General features: G+C 61.4%; 15 protein-coding genes. 7 read left to right on the forward strand and 8 right to left on the reverse strand.

Going from position 1 to position 17582, the window contains the following annotated elements:
• The first annotated feature begins 3 nt into the window (after window positions 1-3).
• Window positions 4-711: a NapC/NirT family cytochrome c gene (locus EDE09_RS10930; RefSeq protein ID WP_132410437.1), complete on the forward strand. Its 708-nt coding sequence runs from the start codon at window positions 4-6 to the stop codon at window positions 709-711.
• A 1-nt stretch (window position 712) separates the two neighbouring features.
• On the opposite strand, the gene EDE09_RS10935 is transcribed toward EDE09_RS10930, so the two are convergent.
• The 3 genes from EDE09_RS10935 to EDE09_RS10945 form a co-directional block, all read right to left on the reverse strand.
• A complete protein-coding gene (locus tag EDE09_RS10935) occupies window positions 713-2341 on the reverse strand; it encodes a copper resistance CopC/CopD family protein (protein WP_348631313.1) in 1629 nt (542 codons plus the stop codon).
• Between the two features lie 9 nt (window positions 2342-2350).
• Complete coding sequence (locus EDE09_RS10940; protein WP_112797851.1) at window positions 2351-2878, reverse strand: YcnI family protein; 528 nt, start codon at window positions 2876-2878, stop codon at window positions 2351-2353.
• A gap of 169 nt (window positions 2879-3047) precedes the next feature.
• Window positions 3048-3404: a hypothetical protein gene (locus tag EDE09_RS10945; RefSeq protein WP_112797853.1), complete on the reverse strand. Its 357-nt coding sequence runs from the start codon at window positions 3402-3404 to the stop codon at window positions 3048-3050.
• A gap of 336 nt (window positions 3405-3740) precedes the next feature.
• On the opposite strand from EDE09_RS10945, the gene EDE09_RS10950 reads away from it, so the two are divergent.
• Genes EDE09_RS10950 through EDE09_RS10970 form a run of 5 tightly spaced genes read left to right on the forward strand, consistent with a single transcriptional unit; the run spans window position 3741 to window position 10169 of the window.
• Window positions 3741-4643 carry a 3-keto-5-aminohexanoate cleavage protein gene (locus EDE09_RS10950; RefSeq protein WP_112798028.1) on the forward strand — a complete coding sequence of 301 codons (903 nt, stop codon included), beginning with the start codon at window positions 3741-3743 and terminating at the stop codon, window positions 4641-4643.
• Window positions 4644-4648: 5 nt separating this feature from the next.
• Window positions 4649-6139 (forward strand): carnitine 3-dehydrogenase, encoded by a 1491-nt coding sequence (locus EDE09_RS10955; RefSeq protein WP_132410373.1) that lies wholly within the window; start codon window positions 4649-4651, stop codon window positions 6137-6139.
• Window positions 6140-6166: 27 nt separating this feature from the next.
• Window positions 6167-7327: an acyl-CoA dehydrogenase family protein gene (locus tag EDE09_RS10960; RefSeq protein WP_132410375.1), complete on the forward strand. Its 1161-nt coding sequence runs from the start codon at window positions 6167-6169 to the stop codon at window positions 7325-7327.
• Window positions 7328-7329: 2 nt separating this feature from the next.
• A complete protein-coding gene (locus tag EDE09_RS10965) occupies window positions 7330-9387 on the forward strand; it encodes an acetate--CoA ligase family protein (protein WP_132410377.1) in 2058 nt (685 codons plus the stop codon).
• Window positions 9384-10169: a carnitinyl-CoA dehydratase gene (locus EDE09_RS10970; protein WP_132410379.1), complete on the forward strand. Its 786-nt coding sequence runs from the start codon at window positions 9384-9386 to the stop codon at window positions 10167-10169. Before EDE09_RS10965 ends, EDE09_RS10970 begins: the two co-directional genes overlap by 4 nt.
• A 3-nt stretch (window positions 10170-10172) precedes the next feature.
• On the opposite strand, the gene EDE09_RS10975 is transcribed toward EDE09_RS10970, so the two are convergent.
• Complete coding sequence (locus tag EDE09_RS10975; protein WP_132410381.1) at window positions 10173-10409, reverse strand: hypothetical protein; 237 nt, start codon at window positions 10407-10409, stop codon at window positions 10173-10175.
• 276 nt (window positions 10410-10685) lie between these two features.
• Between EDE09_RS10975 and EDE09_RS10980 the strand changes: the two genes are divergently transcribed.
• Window positions 10686-11003 carry a GNAT family N-acetyltransferase gene (locus EDE09_RS10980; RefSeq protein WP_348631315.1) on the forward strand — a complete coding sequence of 106 codons (318 nt, stop codon included), beginning with the start codon at window positions 10686-10688 and terminating at the stop codon, window positions 11001-11003.
• Here the strand turns inward: EDE09_RS10980 and EDE09_RS10985 are convergent.
• The 4 genes from EDE09_RS10985 to EDE09_RS11000 are packed head-to-tail and all read right to left on the reverse strand — an operon-like array spanning window position 11000 to window position 17559.
• A complete protein-coding gene (locus EDE09_RS10985) occupies window positions 11000-11401 on the reverse strand; it encodes a GFA family protein (protein ID WP_132410383.1) in 402 nt (133 codons plus the stop codon). The genes EDE09_RS10980 and EDE09_RS10985 overlap by 4 nt on opposite strands.
• Window positions 11402-11408: 7 nt before the next feature.
• Window positions 11409-12638: an aromatic ring-hydroxylating dioxygenase subunit alpha gene (locus EDE09_RS10990; protein WP_132410385.1), complete on the reverse strand. Its 1230-nt coding sequence runs from the start codon at window positions 12636-12638 to the stop codon at window positions 11409-11411.
• Between the two features lie 23 nt (window positions 12639-12661).
• Window positions 12662-15112 (reverse strand): FAD-dependent oxidoreductase, encoded by a 2451-nt coding sequence (locus tag EDE09_RS10995; protein WP_132410387.1) that lies wholly within the window; start codon window positions 15110-15112, stop codon window positions 12662-12664.
• Window positions 15109-17559 carry an FAD-dependent oxidoreductase gene (locus EDE09_RS11000; protein ID WP_132410389.1) on the reverse strand — a complete coding sequence of 817 codons (2451 nt, stop codon included), beginning with the start codon at window positions 17557-17559 and terminating at the stop codon, window positions 15109-15111. The genes EDE09_RS10995 and EDE09_RS11000 overlap by 4 nt, the downstream gene beginning before the upstream one ends.
• Window positions 17560-17582: the final 23 nt, after the last annotated feature.

Here is a 17582-nt window from a genome sequence, read left to right on the forward strand (position 1 = left end):
TTGATTGCACGCATCAAAAGGCTGGCCGCCTGGGTCTGGAAAATTCTCAGTACACCCGCGGCTACTCTGAGTTTGGCATTCCTGACGCTTGGCGGTTTCGTGGGAGGGGTGGTTTTCTGGGGAGCTTTCAATACGGCCCTGGAACTTACGAATACGGAGCAATTCTGCACCGGATGCCACGAAATGCGGGCCAATGTTTACGAGGAGATGACGCGCACGGTGCATTTTTCGAATCGGTCCGGCGTGCGCGCTTCCTGCCCGGATTGCCACGTGCCGCACGAATGGACAGATAAGATTGCCCGCAAAATGCAGGCCTCGAAGGAGGTATGGGGCAAGATTTTCGGTACGATCAACACCCGCCAGAAATTTCTCGATGAACGGCTGCGTCTGGCGCAGCACGAATGGCATCGGCTCAAGGCGAATGACAGCCTGGAATGCCGTAATTGCCATTCATCCGTGGCGATGGATCTCTCCAAGCAGACCCAGCGCGCCGCTGACATCCACACTCGCTATCTCCTGAGTGGCAAGGCGACTTGCATCGACTGCCACAAGGGAATCGCGCATGAATTACCCAACATGCAGGGTGTGGATCCGGGCTGGCATATGCCGGACGAGCTGGAGGGCGACGTGCTGCCGAGCGCCAATGCCGTCGATGAACTGAGGAAGGTGATGGCCAAGGCGCATTCGAGCGAAGAAAAGAGCTTGCCCTGACCTACGGCTTGATCTCGACTTCGCCTTCGAGCTTCATGATCTCGAAATCGCTGATGATGACGTCGATCCTGACGGTCCAGATACCCGCCACGGGCAGGACCAGACCTGTAACACTCCAGGTGTTGCCTTGCTGCCTGTCGGCCTTGCGTCTGATTGGTTCGATTCCTGCCGTCGGATTTGAAAACACGAAGGACACTTCCTGAGGATCGAGGGGGGAAAAATCCTCTTTCATGATTATTGCGGCTGCCGTTACCGGGCCGGCATTTCCAGGGGTGACCTCCATTTCCGCCATTCCCTTTGTGGAGTGAATATGGACAACCGCAGGCTCGGACACCTCCAGGATCAGCGAGCGCGGCGGCGGCGTGAAGCGCCAGGTGGCAGCAACGCCAAGTATGAGAAGCACAACGAGGCTTTCGGCCACTATCGAACGTATGAGCAGCGTGATGGCAGCTGTCTCGCCGCGTTCCGCCCGGTTCGTCAGCCTCCACCTGTTGATGCAGGCTAGGGCGAAGAGCAGGATGAGAAAGCCGAGCTTGATGAGAAGAACCCATCCATAGCTTGTGGTGACGAGCGCCTCGATCTTCAGAACCTGTATATAGGTCAATATCAGGCCAGCAATGAGCAGCACGGCGACAGAAAGCGGAATGAAGTTCGAGAAGCGGCGGAGCGCGATTGCGGCGTCGGAGCCGCCTCTTCTGAACTCGGCTGCGAGAGGGAGCAGGGCGCCGACCCAGGTGGATATTGCCGCCACATGGAGGAAAACGGCCGGTCGCATGATCCATTGCGGCTCAGCAGCGCTGGCGTGCCCGCTCAGGCTCAGGGCAACGGCTGCCGTGAACAGTGCCGAGAGCGAGATCCACCGCGCACTCCGGCTTGGACCGCTTGCAAGCGCGAGCCCCGAAAGCGCGAGCGCCGCAAACATGAAGACAACAGTCCGTCCGAAGCTTGTTGCAAAACCCGCTTTCCAGACTTCCGGGTCAAGGATCCGTTGGAGCGGTTCGCCAACGGTGTCCAATCCCTGAAATCCGGCGGAGAGCAATGTGCCGGCCAGGCCTAGGCAGAGAGCGGCAACCGTGAAGTTCAATGCGTTTCTGGATTCTTGAACAAACCAGGAGGCGGCTAAGGTCCCCCCGATCCCGAAAAGGAGACCGATATAGAGACCGACCTTGCCACTCCAGAGACCCGCCCGCACGGACCAATCCACAATGTCTCCAGTCCGAGGAGAAGCCCCGCCCGGATGCCCGATCGAAAAAATAACCGAGCCTCCGATCGGATGACCATCCTGGGAGACGACCCGCCAGGACAACACATGGGTGCCGTTCGAAAGGTCCGCCGGCGGAACGACCTCGACCAGTTTGTCCTTGACGATGAAGGCTTCAAGAACGACCGGTCTGCCGTCGGGCAAGGTCAATTTCAGGCTGGTCGGTGAGACGGGTTCGCTGAACGTCAGCCTTATGACCGCGGGTGATACAGCCATGACCGAGCCATCGCGTGGCGAGGTCGCATTCAAGGAAGCGTGGGCGGATGCCGTCGCCGCGAGGCCCAGCCATAGCAGCATCGCCAGAGCAATTTGCCGCAGAATGCTGAATGGAAGGAATTTCGTTCGAAGCGACGTCATCGTCAATGTCATGCCCAGGTGTCAGTTGCTCAGTCTTTGCAAAAGCTTGACGCCTGGTGCGGGCATTTCCAGATCAGATGCCTTCTGGCCTTCCGCCGGAACGTCGATCCAGCGCTCCTTCAGCCCTTCCGGGCATTCCTGAACCACTGGAAAATACAAGGTGCCGCCAGCCGTGAGGTCGGCTGCGATCGTGCCTCGAACGACAAATTCGTCGTATTCATCGTCACCGAGATTGCCGCCGCTCCAGACAACTTCCTTGACCCCCTCGCTTACCAGCGTTCCGTGATTGTCGTAGGCCTTGGTATAGGCGCCTTTGACCTTCTCAAGCTTCCAGCCTGCTTTGGGCTGCGGCTTGACAGCGTAAAACCCTTCCGGAAGCTGAACCCGCACGACGTTTGTCGGCTTGCCTTCGCAGCCGTGGGGTACCCGCAGCACTGCCTTATAGGTCGTTCCTACCGGGGTTTCTTTTCCCTCAAGAGTGACGTGCGAAAATGCTGCGGTGCTGGTGAGCATGGTAACAGCAGCGGTAACAATGATCTTCTTCAACATAGAATTCTCCATGGATGCCGACAGCGGTCGGCCGATGACAAGCCGGCGGCCGGTGGCGCTTGGCGTGTATTGTTGGTCTGAGTGAATACGGAAATGGACGGCCGGGCGGTCCGGCTGGATTGTCATCTAGGCGAGGACATCCCGAGGCGGAACTTGCTTGACCGAAGGACTAAATGTCGAGTGGCGGACCTCGTGGCCTTCCCGGTTCCGTTTCCGGTCGCTTCACAAATCCCGCTTCAGCGTCGATGCGAATCTTTGTCGCAACAACAGGCAGCCGGTTCACCAGGAAATTGCCTGGAGCCGGTGCCGCAAAAAGTGAGGTGAACGTGCTGCATGCCTGGGTGCAGCATTGGAGGGCCTGAGAGTGATCCCTGTCGCCGTTATCGGCCGGGCCTTCCACATGCGTGATGCAAAGAGGATTGCCGAATTCATCGTATAGGGGCGCGGCAAGCGCGGTCCCCATGCCGAGAGACGCTAGCAGCATCTGCACAACGAGTGCATGCGCCGCGATGAACGCGGTTATCATGCTCCATTTATGCGGTCTGCGGTTTTTCACGGTAGCGTCTTCGCCTGCAGGGTGCCATCGATCTGCCGCTGCTTAGTTGCATGCATCAGTCAGGTTTGTCTATGCGCTCTTCCGCCACAGCGCTCTTTGATAGGCATCAACTGCGAGGCGAATTGTTGAGGTGCTGGCTTGTCGCATCGGCGACCGGCAGCAACACAAGCGGTCAATGCACCCGCTCGCATTGTGAGCCGTACCACGGCAATCATGGTCACCGACAATGTATGGAACGGCACCGATTGTGCAAAGCATTGTTCGCTTTTCCGACACGTAATGGACGGGACGAAAAAGGAGGGAAGCATGCCGCTCGAGATGAACCGCGACGTTTTCATCACCTGCGCCGTCACCGGCGCCGGCGATACGGTGAGCAAGTCCGCCCACGTTCCAATCACCCCGAAACAGATCGCGGAATCCGCAATCGACGCCGCCAAAGCCGGAGCGGCGGTTGTCCATTGCCATGTTCGGAACCCGGAAACGGGTGCTGCGGCCCGCAACAGGGAACTTTACAAGGAAGTGACCGATCGCATCCGTTCAGCGGATATCGACGTAGTGCTGAACCTCACCGCCGGCATGGGCGGCGACCTGGTGTTCGGCAATGTCGAAGCGCCTTTCCCGGTCAATCCGAATGGTACTGACATGGCCGGCGCCACCGAGCGTGTCGCGCATGTCGCCGAATGCCTGCCGGAGATCTGCACGCTCGATTGCGGCACGATGAACTTTTCCCTCGGCGACTACGTGATGACCAACACGCCCTCCATGCTGCGCGAGATGGCGCGGCAGATGACAGCACTCGGCGTGCGCCCCGAGATCGAGGCCTTCGATACCGGCCATCTCTGGTTCGCCAAACAGCTCGTGGAAGAAGGGCTGATCGAGGATCCCGTCTTGATCCAGCTCTGCATGGGCATTCCCTGGGGCGCGCCGGACGACCTCAACACCTTCATGGCCATGGTCAACAACGTGCCGAAACATTGGACGTTTTCTGCCTTCTCGATCGGCCGCAATGCGCTCGCCTATCCGGCCGCCGCCGTTCTCGCCGGCGGCAATGTACGCGTCGGTCTGGAGGACAACCTTTATGCCGGCAAGGGGCAGTTGGCGACCAACGCACAGCTCGTCGAGAAGGCCGTCGGCGTGATCGAGGGCATGGGCGCCAGGATCATCGGCCCAGCTGCCGTGCGTGAAAAACTCAAGCTGACAAAACGGTGATCGCCATGAGCAAGATAGAAAAAGCGGGCTGCATCGGCGGCGGCGTCATCGGCGGAGCCTGGGCCGCCCGTTTCGTGCTCGCCGGCATAGACGTCAACATGTTCGACCCGCATCCGGAGGCTGAACGCATTGTCGGCGAAGTGCTCGCCAATGCCGAACGCGCCTATGCCATGCTCACCATGGCGCCGTTGCCGCCGCAAGGGAAAATTACTTTCTGCCAGACGGTCGAAGAGGCCGTAAGAGGCGCCGACTGGATTCAGGAAAGCGTGCCTGAGCGGCTGGAACTGAAGCGCAACGTCATCACTCAGATCGACGCGGCCGCTGACCCCAAGGCGCTGATAGGCTCCTCGACCTCCGGCCTGATGCCGACCGATCTCCAGCGCGACATGAAATATCCGGAGCGCATGTTCGTCGCCCATCCCTACAACCCCGTCTATCTGCTGCCGCTCGCCGAATTGGTCGGCGGTCAAAAGACCGCCGCCGAAACGTTGAAGGCGGCACAGGAAAAGCTCGCCCCGATCGGCATGAAGGGCGTCATCATCAAAAAGGAGATCGAGGCATTCGTCGGCGATCGCCTGCTGGAAGCTGTCTGGCGTGAAGGACTGTGGTTGATCCACGACGACATCTGCGACACGGAAACGCTGGACGACGTGATCCGCTATTCCTTCGGCATGCGCTGGGCGCAGATGGGCATGTTCGAGACCTATCGCATTGCCGGCGGCGAGGCCGGCATGCGGCATTTCCTGGCACAGTTCGGCCCATGCCTTTCCTGGCCTTGGACGAAGCTCACCGATGTCGTCGATCTCGATGATGCGCTGGTGGACAAGATCGCGGCCCAATCCGACGCCCAATCCGGCGCCCGTGGTATTCGCGACTTGGAACGCATCCGCGACGAAAACCTCGTCGGCATCATGCAGGCGCTGAAGAGCGGGGATGCAGGGCGCGGTTGGGGCGCTGGCAAAATCCTCGCCGAATTTGAAAAACATCTCTGGAAAAATTCGCCGAAACCTGCGGCCAAGCTCAACAAGGAGCCGCTCGACCTCCTGCAGATCAAGGTTCATCCGTCCTGGATCGACTACAATGGTCACATGACCGAGTTCCGTTACGCGCAATGCTTCGCCGATGCCAGCGACGCGCTGCTCCGCCTGATCGGCGTCGATATGGATTACGTCGCGGTCGGCAATAGCTATTACACGGTGGAGACCCACACGCGGCTGCTTGACGAAGCCAAGCTCGGCGATCTCCTCAAGGTCACCGCACAGATATTGCCCTCATCCGATGGCAAGAAGCTGCAGAGCTTTATGTCTCTCAGCCGCGCCTCGGATGGCGTGCTGCTTGCGACCTGCGAACACCTGATGCTGCATGTCGCCTCGGCCGAGGGCAAGGCCGTGGCGCCGGGGGCGGAGGTGATGGGCAGGCTGCAGCCGCTGATCGATGCGCATGCGGATTTACCCGCGCCGGAAGGGGCTGGGCGGTTCGTGGGGCAGAAGCGCTGATCGGAAGCCGGCGACGGGAGGGAATATATGAATTTCGGATTGAACGACGAGCAGGAGATGATTGTCAAAACCGTCCGCGATTTCGTCGAGACGGAAATCTACCCGTACGAAAACGAGGTGGAGCGCACAGGCATCGTGCCGCCCGAACTCGGCCAGGAGATTGCCCGCAAATGCCGGGAGATCGGCTTCTTCGGCTGCAATTTTCCGGAAGAGGTGGGCGGCGCCGGCCTCGACCACACCTCGTTCACCCTGGTGGAGCGGGAGCTCGGTCGCGGGTCGATGGCGCTCACCGTCTTCTTCGGCCGCCCCTCCGGCATCCTGATGGCCTGCAATGCCGAACAGCGCGAAAGATACCTTTTTCCCGCGGTGAAGGGCGAAAAGTTCGATGCGCTTGCCATGACCGAGCCCGATGCCGGCTCAGACGTACGCGGCATGAAATGTTTCGCGCGGAAGGACGGTGGCGATTGGGTCGTCAACGGCACGAAACATTTCATCTCCCACGCCAATATCGCCGATTTCGTCATCGTCTTCATCGCCACCGGCGAGGAGGAAACGGCGCGTGGGCCAAAGAAGCTGATCACCTGCTTCCTCGTCGATCGCGGCACGCCGGGGTTCGAAATCCGCGAGGGTTACAACTCCGTCTCGCATCGCGGTTACCAGAACTGCATCCTGACCTTCGACGAATGCCGCCTGCCGTCGGCACAGATCCTCGGCGAGGTCCACAAGGGTTTCGATATCGCCAACGACTGGCTCTACGCCACGCGCCTCACCGTCGCCGCCACTTCCGTCGGCCGGGCGCGGCGGGCTTTCGACTATGCGTTGAACTACGCCGCCGAGCGAAAACAATTTGGCAAGCCGATCGGCGCCAACCAGGGCGTTTCCTTCAAGCTTGCCGACATGATCACCGAGATCGACGCAGCCGACCTCCTGACGTTGTCGGCCGCCTGGCGGCTTGACCAAGGTCTGCCGTCGAACCGCGAGATCGCTTCGGCCAAGGTTTTCGCAACCGAAATGCTGGCGCGAGTCACAGATGAAGCCATCCAGATCTTCGGCGGAATGGGGCTGATGGACGACCTGCCGTTGGCGCGGTTCTGGCGGGATGCGCGAGTGGAGCGCATCTGGGACGGCACGTCGGAAATTCAAAGGCACATCATCAGCCGCGATCTTTTGCGGCCGCTGGGGGCTTGAGGATGCCCCGCTCCCTCGAACGCCTGACCCGCCCGAAGACCATTGCCGTGTTCGGTGGCAAGGAGGCCCGGCGTGTCATCGAGCAATGCGACAAGATGGGTTTTGCCGGCGAAATCTGGCCCGTCCATCCGAAAACCGACGAAATCCTTGGCCGCGAATGCTATCGCACGGTAGCCGATCTGCCCGCCGCACCCGACGCCTCCTTCGTCGGCGTCAACCGGCAGCTTACGATCGAGATCATCAGCGAGCTCTCCGCCCGCGGGGCAGGCGGGGCCGTATGTTACGCTTCCGGTTTCCGGGAAGCAGCAAGCGAGCTTGCGGATGGCGACGAACTGCAATCGGAGCTGGTCGCGGCGGCCGCCGACATGCCAATCCTCGGGCCGAACTGCTACGGCTTCATCAACATGCTGGATGGCGCGCTGCTGTGGCCGGATCAGCACGGCATGCTGCGGGTGGACCGGGGCGTGGCGGTGCTGACGCAATCCTCCAACATTGCCTGCAATATTTCCATGCAGCAACGCGGTTTGCCGCTCGCCTATCTGATGACTGCCGGCAATCAGGCTCAGACGGGGCTTGCAGAACTCGCGTGCACAGTCATCCAGGATCCCCGCGTCACGGCGATTGGCCTACATGTGGAGGGTTTCGACAGTCTCGAAACCCTAGAGCGGCTGGCCGATCTTTCTCGCCGCTTGAAAAAGCCGGTCGCCATGCTGAAGGTCGGAAAATCGGAAGCCGCGCAGCTCGCCACCGTCTCGCACACTGCTTCGCTGGCCGGCAACGACCGTGTCTCCTCTGCGCTGCTGGAGCGTCTTGGCATGGGTCGCGTCGAGACCCTGCCGGAACTCCTGGAAACCCTGAAACTGCTGCATCTTTACGGCCCGCTGGAAAATGCCGACATTTCCTCCATGAGCTGTTCCGGCGGCGAGGCTTCGCTGATGGCCGATGCCGGCGTGAAGCGGATGATTTCCTATCGGCCGCTCAGGGAGGAGCAGTTGAAGCCGCTGCGCGAAGCGCTCGGCCCGATGGTGACGCTCGCCAATCCGCTCGACTACCATACCTTCGTCTGGGGCAACGGCGACAAACAGACGGCCGCCTTCACCGCCATGATGCAGGGCGGTTACGCGCTGAACCTCGTCGTGCTCGATTTCCCCCGCCTCGACCGCTGCGACGCGACCGACTGGTTGACAACAGTCAACTCGGTCGTTGCAGCGCGCAGGGCAACCGGCGCCAATGCCGGCATCGTCTCCAGCATGGCGGAAAACCTGCCGGAACAGGTTGCCGAGCAATTGATGTGCGATGGCCTCGTGCCTTTTTACGGCGTCGAGGAAGCGCTCGCCGCCGCCGAGACCGCGGCCTTCATCGGTGCTGCTTGGAAAGGTCCCGCGCCCGAGCCGCTTCTCAGGATCGCGCCCGGCTCAGCGGAGGTCGTGACGCTCAACGAGGACGAAGCCAAACGCGAACTCTCCGCCTTCGGCCTGCCGGTGCCGGAAGGCCTGGTGGAGATCGATCCCGAGGATACCGGGCCGGCGGCGGAAAAACTCGGCTTTCCGGTGGCGCTGAAGGGCCGCGGGATCGCCCACAAAACCGAGGCCGGCGCCGTGAAACTCAATCTGCGGACTGCCGGGGAAGTCGTTGCCGCCGCACATGCAATGGCCGGCACCGCGAACGGTTATCTGGTCGAGAAGATGGCCGGCCGGCCGGTGGCGGAGATTATCATCGGCGCGACGCGCGATCCGGTGGCGGGCCTGGTGATGACTGTCGGCGCCGGCGGCATTCTGGTCGAGCTTCTGGACGATTCCGCGCTGTTCACCCTGCCGGCCTCGCCGGAGGCGATTTCGGCCGCGATATCCGGTCTGAAGGTGAAGAAGCTGCTCGACGGTTACCGCGGCGCACCGAAGGGCGATATCCCAGCGCTTGAGCAGGCGGTCGCAGCGGTTGCGGCCTATCTTGTAGCCAACGCGGCAGATATCGATGAACTGGACATCAACCCGGTCCTAGTGCTGCCGGAAGGCGAGGGTGTCGTGGCGGTAGATGCGCTGGTGAGAAGGAGGATATCGTGACCGATCGACCCATCAAGACCCGCCGCGATGGCGGCATTCTGGAAGTCACCATCGACCGGCCGAAGGCGAATGCCATCGACCTCAAGACCTCGCGCATCATGGGCGAGATCTTTCGCGACTTTCGCGACGACGACGCGCTGCGCGTCGCCATCATCACCGGTTCGGGCGAAAAGTTCTTCTGCCCCGGCTGGGATCTGAAGGCGGCAGCGGCCGGAGACGCGGTTGACGGCGATTACGGCGTGGGCGGTTTTGGCGGCATGCAGGAGCTGCGCGACCTCAACAAGCCGATCATCGCCGCCGTCAACGGCATCTGCTGCGGCGGCGGGTTGGAAATCGCGCTGTCGACCGATCTCATCCTTGCCGCTGAACACGCCACGTTCGCTCTGCCGGAAATCCGTTCAGGAACGGTGGCGGATGCCGCCTCGATCAAGCTGCCGAAACGCATTCCCTATCACATCGCCATGGATATGCTGTTGACCGGCCGGTGGCTCGATGTGCAGGAGGCGCATCGCTGGGGTTTCGTCAACGAAATCCTGCCGGCGGACAGGCTGATGGCACGCGCCTGGGACCTGGCGCGGCTGCTCGAAAGCGGCCCGCCGCTCGTCTATGCGGCGATCAAGGAAGTGGTGCGGGAGGCGGAAGGCGAAAGATTCCAGACGACCATGAACCGCATCACCCGCCGTCAGCTGAAGACGGTCGACCTGCTCTATTCCAGCGAAGACCAGCTCGAAGGCGCACGTGCCTTCGCGGAAAAGCGGGATCCGGTTTGGAAGGGGAAATAGCCGTTACGCCGCGATGTCGGCGATTTCGCCCGCTTGCCACAAGACTTTCGGGTCCGACATGTCGCCGCTTTCCATGTCCACCTGAACGGAATAGGCGGCCACGCCGACAAAGCGTTCGGCCATGGCGCGGGCGATCTTCTCCGCGGAAGCGGCGTTGGAGGCTGCCCGCATCTCGCCCGGCGCGATGTTTCCCCGTATCTTCTTGAATGGCAGGACGATGAACTTTTCCGATTTTGACATGGCAGTCCCTTTTGATGTTCCCATTCTGTTCATGGAGAGGAAGAAGTCAACACCGGCCGCAACATTCGTGAAAAAATTCGGGGCTAGGCTTGGCGGTTTCGGCCTGGCAGCTTCATTGGTATGACAGATTTGGGTATAGGCTTTTTCGAACTGGCGGATGCGGAAGATCTCGCCTCGCTGCTTGAGGAAATGCAGGCCTATTTCGGCGGCTTCAGCCCGCCGCACGAGGCTGTGCTGTAAGGCATCCGCAGCCGCCCGCAAGCTTCCGAAATCCTGCTGGCGAAGACTGACCGCATCGTCGGCATGGCCGCTTTCGGCGCCAGTTATCCCGGCCCGGGCTTGAAGCCCGACTTCTTTTTGAAAGACCTCTACGTCGCCCATGCCGAGCGCGGCAAGGATATTGGCACGAAACTTGTTACCCGGCTGGCCGCGCTGGCGGTCGAGCGCGGCTTCGGCCGGATCGACTGGACCGCGGCACGCTCCAACGAAAGGCTGCTGCGCTTCTATGACGAACTCGGCGGCGACCGGAAGGAAGACCGCGTTTTCTACCGCCTCGAAGGCGAAAGGCTGAAGGTGCTGGCGGCCAAGGCCTAGGCGCTCTTGTGCCCCTCATATTGCGGCAGGTCGTCGGTGATCTCGTACCACGGCGCCTTAGAGCCGACGAAGATGTGGTGGCTCGGCCGAATGGCCGGTGCATCCACGAGCGTTCCCATCGCCACATGCACCCAGGCCGCCTCGCGTACCAGCGAATAAAGAAGCGAACCGCAGGCGCGGCAATGGGCATCGTGATTGTCCGGGCCGCCATAGATCAGCAGGCTATCGGCGCCCTTGGTCAGCGCAAGTTTTTCGCGCGGGATTCCTGCGAACGGCTTGAAGGCCGAGCCGGTGGTGCGGCGGCAATTCGAACAATGGCAGATGGCGGCGTAGACAAAGGCATCCTCGACAGCATATGCCACCGCGCCGCAAAAGCACTTGCCCGACAATCTCTTCATCTGTGCCTCACGCCCGGCTGATCTCGTCCAGATACCAGCCGATATAGCGCAATTCGTTCTGTTCCATAGGGGCGATCGGGCCGGGCACGAAGAAACGCGAGACCACGCCGCGGGCGGTGTGCTCGATGATCGCCTTGTCCTCGTCGGTCGTTACCGTCCAGAGCCAGGTGAGTCTTTCGAGATCGTAGTCGCGGCCTTCCTCGGCCCCGGCATCCACCAGCCAGATCAGCTCCATCTCGCAGGTGTCGACCGTCTTCGGGATGAAGCGGTAGATCATGCCGTGGTCGGCATAACAGACGAGGAAGCTGGTGCCGCCGAGATGGATGGAGGTGACGCCGCCGTCGAAATCGGAAAATCGGCCCATCAAAGGGGCAAGCGGCTGGCCGTCCTTGCTGCCGGTCTTCACCCCGTCATAAAGCGCATATCGGAAGGCATGGATCGCCTCCCGGCCTTCCCGCGAGGTCTTCCAGTGATTGCCGGAACCGACTTCGATGCCGAGCGCGCAGGTGCGGGCCTCCATCGCCGCGTTCAGTTCCTCGATCATGTGCAGCGGCTGTTCCAGCGCGTGTGTCTCGGAATATTCCGGATGCGCCGGGCCGCAATGGTAGCACTCGACATAGTTCTCGACCGCGAGCTTCCAGTTGGCATTCAGGGGATAGCTCTGGCGATAGGCGACCTTGGCGGAAGCCCAGCCATATTGCCCGCAAGTGGCGTGCAGCAGGTTTTCCACCGCGGAGAAATCCAGCGGGTTTTCGGCAAACGAGATAAAGACGAGGCCTTCGACCACGCGGACGTGGAGCTTTTTCAGCCCGTGGTCTTCACGCTTGAAATCCTTCGGCATCAGCCGGGCTGCCTTTAGCCGGCCGTCATTCGCGAAGGTCCAGGCGTGGTAAGGACAAACGAAAGCCTTGGCATTGCCCCTTTCCTGCGTGCAAACCTCGGCGCCGCGATGACGGCAGACGTTCAGCATCGCATGCACTGTCCCATCGCCGGCGCGGGTCAGGATTACTTGTTCGGCGCCGAGCTTGAAGAGTTCGAAATCGTGGAGGTTGGGGATAACGCTTTCATGCGCCAGGCAGTGCCAGTGGCGGAAGAAGACGCGGTTCATGTCCCGTTCGAAAATGTCGGGATCGTGATAGAAGGGGCGGGCGAGGCCATGGCCGGGGCGGTGTTCGGATATCAGCCGGTCGATGCGGTCGCTTTGGAGCGGGCTTTCGGTCAGTTCGGATGCGAGCATTGTCGTCTCCTTAAAGATTGCGGTTACATCCGCACCCGCTCGGCTTTCGGATCGTACATGGGTGAAAGCGACGCTTCCGCCTTCACCCGTCGGCCGGCGATTTCGATCTCGTAGGTCGATGCCAGAACATCGGTGGCGTTCTCGCCCTGGCACGGCACATAGCCCAGCCCAACCGCGCCGCCGAGGAAATGGCCATAATTGCCGGACGTGATCGTGCCGACGATCTTTCCGTCACGCACCACTGCCTCGTTGTGGAAGAGCAGCGGCTCGGGCTCGGTCAGCCGGAACTGCACCAGCCGGCGGTCAAGGCCGGAATCCTGTTTGCGCAGCACGGCATCGCGGCCTATGAAATCCCCCTTGTCCGTCTTCACCGCAAAACCGAGGCCGGCTTCCAGCACGTGATCCTCGTCGGTGATGTCATGGCCGAAATGGCGGAAAGCTTTTTCGATGCGGCACGAATCCAGCGTATGGATGCCGCAGAGTTTGAGGCCGATATCGGCGCCCGCCTCTTCCAAAGTCTCGAAGACATGCGCCGTCTGGTCGGTTGAGACATACAGCTCCCAGCCAAGCTCTCCGACATAGGTGACGCGATGAGCGCGGGCGAGACCCATGCCGATTTCGATCTCGCGGGCCGTGCCGAAGGGATGCGCCGTATTGGAAAAGCTATTTGGGCTGATCTTCTGGAGCAGTTCACGTGATTTCGGACCCATGACGCAGAGCACGCATTCGGCGGCGGTGACATCGGTGATGACGGCGAATTCCTCGCCGAGGTTTTTCCGGAGCCAGGCGAGGTCGCGTTGCAAAGTGGTGCCGGGCACGACGAGCAGGAAGGCAGTTTCGGATAACCGCGTCACGGTGAGATCGCTTTCGATGCCACCACGGCGATTCAGCATTTGTGTATAGACGATGCGGCCGGCCGACACGTCGATCTGGTTGGCGCAGACGCGGTTGAGGAAAGCCATCGCATCGCGGCCCTCGACACGGATTTTCCCGAACGATGTCATGTCGAACAGCCCGACGCCAGTCCTGACCGCCAGATGCTCCTCGCGCTGATTGTCGAACCAGTTCTGCCGCTGCCAGCTATAGCGGTATTCGCGTTGCTGATCCGGTCTCGCAAACCAGTTGGCGCGTTCCCAGCCGGCCACCTCGCCGAACACGGCGCCGCGTGCCCTCAGATGCTCGTGGATCGGCGAACGGCGCACGCCTCGGGCTGTCGCCATCTGGCGATAGGGGAAATGATCGGCATAAAGCAGGCCGAGCGTTTCGGTGACGCGGTTCTTGAGATAGAGCCGGTTCTTCTGGAAGGGCTGGGCGCGGCGGATATCCACCTCCCAGAGGTCGAAGGGCGGCTCGCCGTCGTTCATCCACTGGGCAAGCGCCATGCCGGCACCGCCGGAGGAGACGATGCCGATCGAATTGTAGCCGGCCGCCACCCAATAACCTTTCAGCTCCGGCGCCTCGCCGAGATAATAGCGGTCGTCGGGGGTGAAACTTTCCGGACCGTTGAAGAAGGTGTGAATGCCGGCAGTTTCCAGTATCGGCATGCGGTTGATCGCCATTTCAAGGATCGGCTGGAAGTGGTCGAAATCTTCCGGCAACTGGTCGAAGCAGAAATCCTCCCGGATTTTCTCGCCGGCCGGCGGCCAGGGCTTTGCCACCGGTTCAAAGGCGCCAACGAGCATCTTGCCGGCATCCTCCTTGTAATAGGTGCATTCGTCCGGCACCCGTAGCACGGGAAGTTGGGTCAGCCCTGCAATCGGTTCGGTGACGATATAAAAGTGTTCGCAGGCATGCAGCGGCACGGCAACACCCGACTGCGCCGCCAGATCACGGCCCCACATGCCGGCGCAGTTTACGACGTTTTCCGTCTCGATGAGGTACCGCTCGCCGGCCTGCTCGCAGGCGACGCCGGTGACGCGACCATCCTTGGTCAGTACTTCGGTGACCTTGATGCTCTCGATGATGGTCGCGCCGTTCTGCCTGGCGCCTTTCGCCAAGGCCATGGCGATATTGGCCGGATCGCATTGGCCGTCGAGTGGCAGGTGGACTGCCGCCTTCACGTCGCCGATGTTGAGATGCGGATACATCGCTTTCGCCTCTTCCGGCGAAATCTCGCGAACGTCGATGTTGAAGGCGCGGGCGAGCGAGGCCTGACGGTAGATCTCTTCCTTCCGCTCTTCGGTCAGCGCAACGGTCATCGAGCCGTTCTGCTTCATGCCGGTGGCTATGCCGGTCTCGGTTTCGAGCTGCACGTAGAGATCGCGGGAATATTTGGCGAGCCGCGTCATGTTCTGGCTGGCCCGCAACTGTCCGATCAGGCCGGCCGCATGCCAGGTCGTGCCGGAAGTGAGCTGCTTGCGTTCGAGCAGTACGACATCCGTCCAGCCGAGCTTGGCAAGGTGATAGGCGACCGAACAGCCGGAGACGCCACCGCCGATGATGACCGCCCGGGCTTTCGAGGGGGTCGTCTTCATGCGCGGATCCTCTCATTCGCCGGGTCCCAGAGCGCCTGCTCCGCTTGGACGACTGCCTTGAAACGGTCGCCGAAGATTTCGACTTCGAGTTCGGTCCCGGGTTCGGCAAGGTCGGCGCGCAGCATGCCGAGCGCGATGGATTTACCGGTGCGGTAGCCCCAGTTTCCGGAGGTCGTTTCGCCAACGACCTGTCCGCCATGCCAGAGGGTGGACATATACGGCGCATCGCAATCGCCGGCCTCGACGACGAGGGTGACAAAACGCTTCCTCACACCCTGCTGTTTCTCCGCAGCAAGTGCGGCCTTACCCTTGAAATCCGGCTTCGACCAATCGACAAAGCGTTCGAGCCCGCCCTGCAGCACGGTGTAATCGGTCGAAAGGTCGCCCTTCCAGGCGCGGTAGCCTTTCTCGATCCTGAGACAATCGAGTGCCTCCATGCCGAAAGGCTTCAAGCCGTGTTTCTGCCCTGCCGCCCAGACGGTGTCAAAAACGGGCGCGGTATTCTCCACCTTCGTGTGGATTTCCCAGCCGAGTTCGCCGGCGAAGGAGACGCGCAGCAGATGGCAGGAGTGGCCGGCGATCTTTGTTGGCTGGTGGGTGAGCCAACCCGCCGAAAGATCGGCATCGCAGAGTTCGGCAAGGATGTCGCGGCTCTTCGGACCGGAGAGGATCTGGCAGGAAAACTGCTCCGTGACGTCCTCGATGGCGAAGCCCGCATCGGTTGGCAGGTGCTTTTTCAGCCAGTCGAGATCGTGCCATTGCGCGGTCGCGGCGGTGATGAGGAAGAAGGAGTCCTCCTCGATCGCCATCACCGACATTTCCGTGACGATACGGCCCCTGTCGTCGGCAAAATAGGCAAGCCCGATGCGGCCAGGTTTAGGCACCTTGCCGGTGATCAGCGAGGAGAGCCATTCGGTGGCACCCGGTCCCTCGACCCGGTAGCGGGAAAAGCCGGGCAGGTCGAGGATGCCGGCAGCATCGCGGACCGCGAGACATTCTTCCTCCATGCGCGGGCTCCACGGCCCTTCTCGGTTCCAGGTCTGCGTCGCTTCCTCGGATGTGTCGTCGCCCGGTTTCGCATACCACATAGCGCGTTCCCAGCCGTTATAGGGCTTGAACTGGGCGCCGAGCGCGGCAATGCGATCATGGATCGGAGAGAGTTTCTGGCCGCGGCCGGCTGGCCAGTAGTGCTTCGGGAAATGCATGGCGTATTCGTGGCCGTAGATTTCCATTCCCTTGGCGACGCAATAATCCGGATCGGAGGCGAAGCCCGTGTAGCGGCGCGGGTCGCAGCTCCACATGTCCCATTCTGTTTCGCCTTCCGTCACCCATTCGGCCAGAACCTTGCCGGCGCCGCCCGCCTGGCAGATGCCGAAGGTGAAGACGCAGGCCTCGAATGCATTCGGCACGCCGGGCATCGGCCCGATCAGCGGGTTGCCGTCCGGCGCATAGGGGATCGGCCCGTTGATGATGCGCGACAGGCCGGCGGTGCCGAGGATCGGCACGCGGGAAACGGCATCGTTCAGATACCATTCCAGCCGGTCGAGATCGTCGGGGAAAAGCTGGAAGGAAAAATCCTCCGGCATCGGATCGTCAGGAGTGGCCCAATGCGCCTTGCAGTTCCGCTCGTAGGGACCGAGATTCATGCCGGTCTTCTCCTGCCGGAGATAGTAGGAGCTGTCGACATCGCGCAAGAGCGGCAGCTTGTGGCCGGCCTCCTTCGACAAGGCGGCAAGCTCCGGGATTTCGTCGAATAGAATATATTGGTGGCTCATCACCATCATCGGTACGTCGCGGCCGAAGAGTTTTCCCACCTCGCGCGCATAATAACCGGCCGCGTTGACGACGTATTCGCAGGCGATCTCGCCCTTCGGCGTGGTCAGGACCCACTCGCCCTTCTCCCGGCGCGCTGCCGTGACGGGACAGAAGCGGATCACCTTGGCGCCCATGTCGCGGGCGCCCTTCGCCAGCGCCTGGGTCAGCTGCGCCGGGTCGATATCGCCGTCATAGGGATCGTAGAGCGCGCCGGTCAGCGCATGGGTTTCGAGGAAGGGATATTTCGAGTGCATCTCGCCGGGGGAGAGGATGTCAAGATCCATACCCTGGTAACGGCCCATGCCGACGACGCGCTTGAACTCGCGCAGCCGCTCGTTGCTGTGCCCGAGCCGGATCGAGCCGGTAACGTGGTAGTTCATCGGGTAGTCGACGAGCGCTCCCAGCTCGCGGTAGAGCGAGGCGGAATAACGCTGCATGTTCATGATCGACCAGGAGGACGAAAACGTCGGAACATTGCCCGCCGCATGCCAGGTGGAGCCGGCGGTCAGCTCGTTCTTCTCGATCAGCACACAATCTGTCCAGCCGGCCTTGGCGAGATGATAGAGCGACGATGCGCCCACCGCTCCGCCGCCGATGATCACCACGCGCGCCCGTTCCGGCAGTTCCGCCATTGCTCTTCCCCTGATTTCACAGC

Source organism: Neorhizobium sp. S3-V5DH (assembly GCF_004343065.1).
GTDB classification, from domain to species: Bacteria; Pseudomonadota; Alphaproteobacteria; order Rhizobiales; family Rhizobiaceae; genus Neorhizobium; species Neorhizobium huautlense.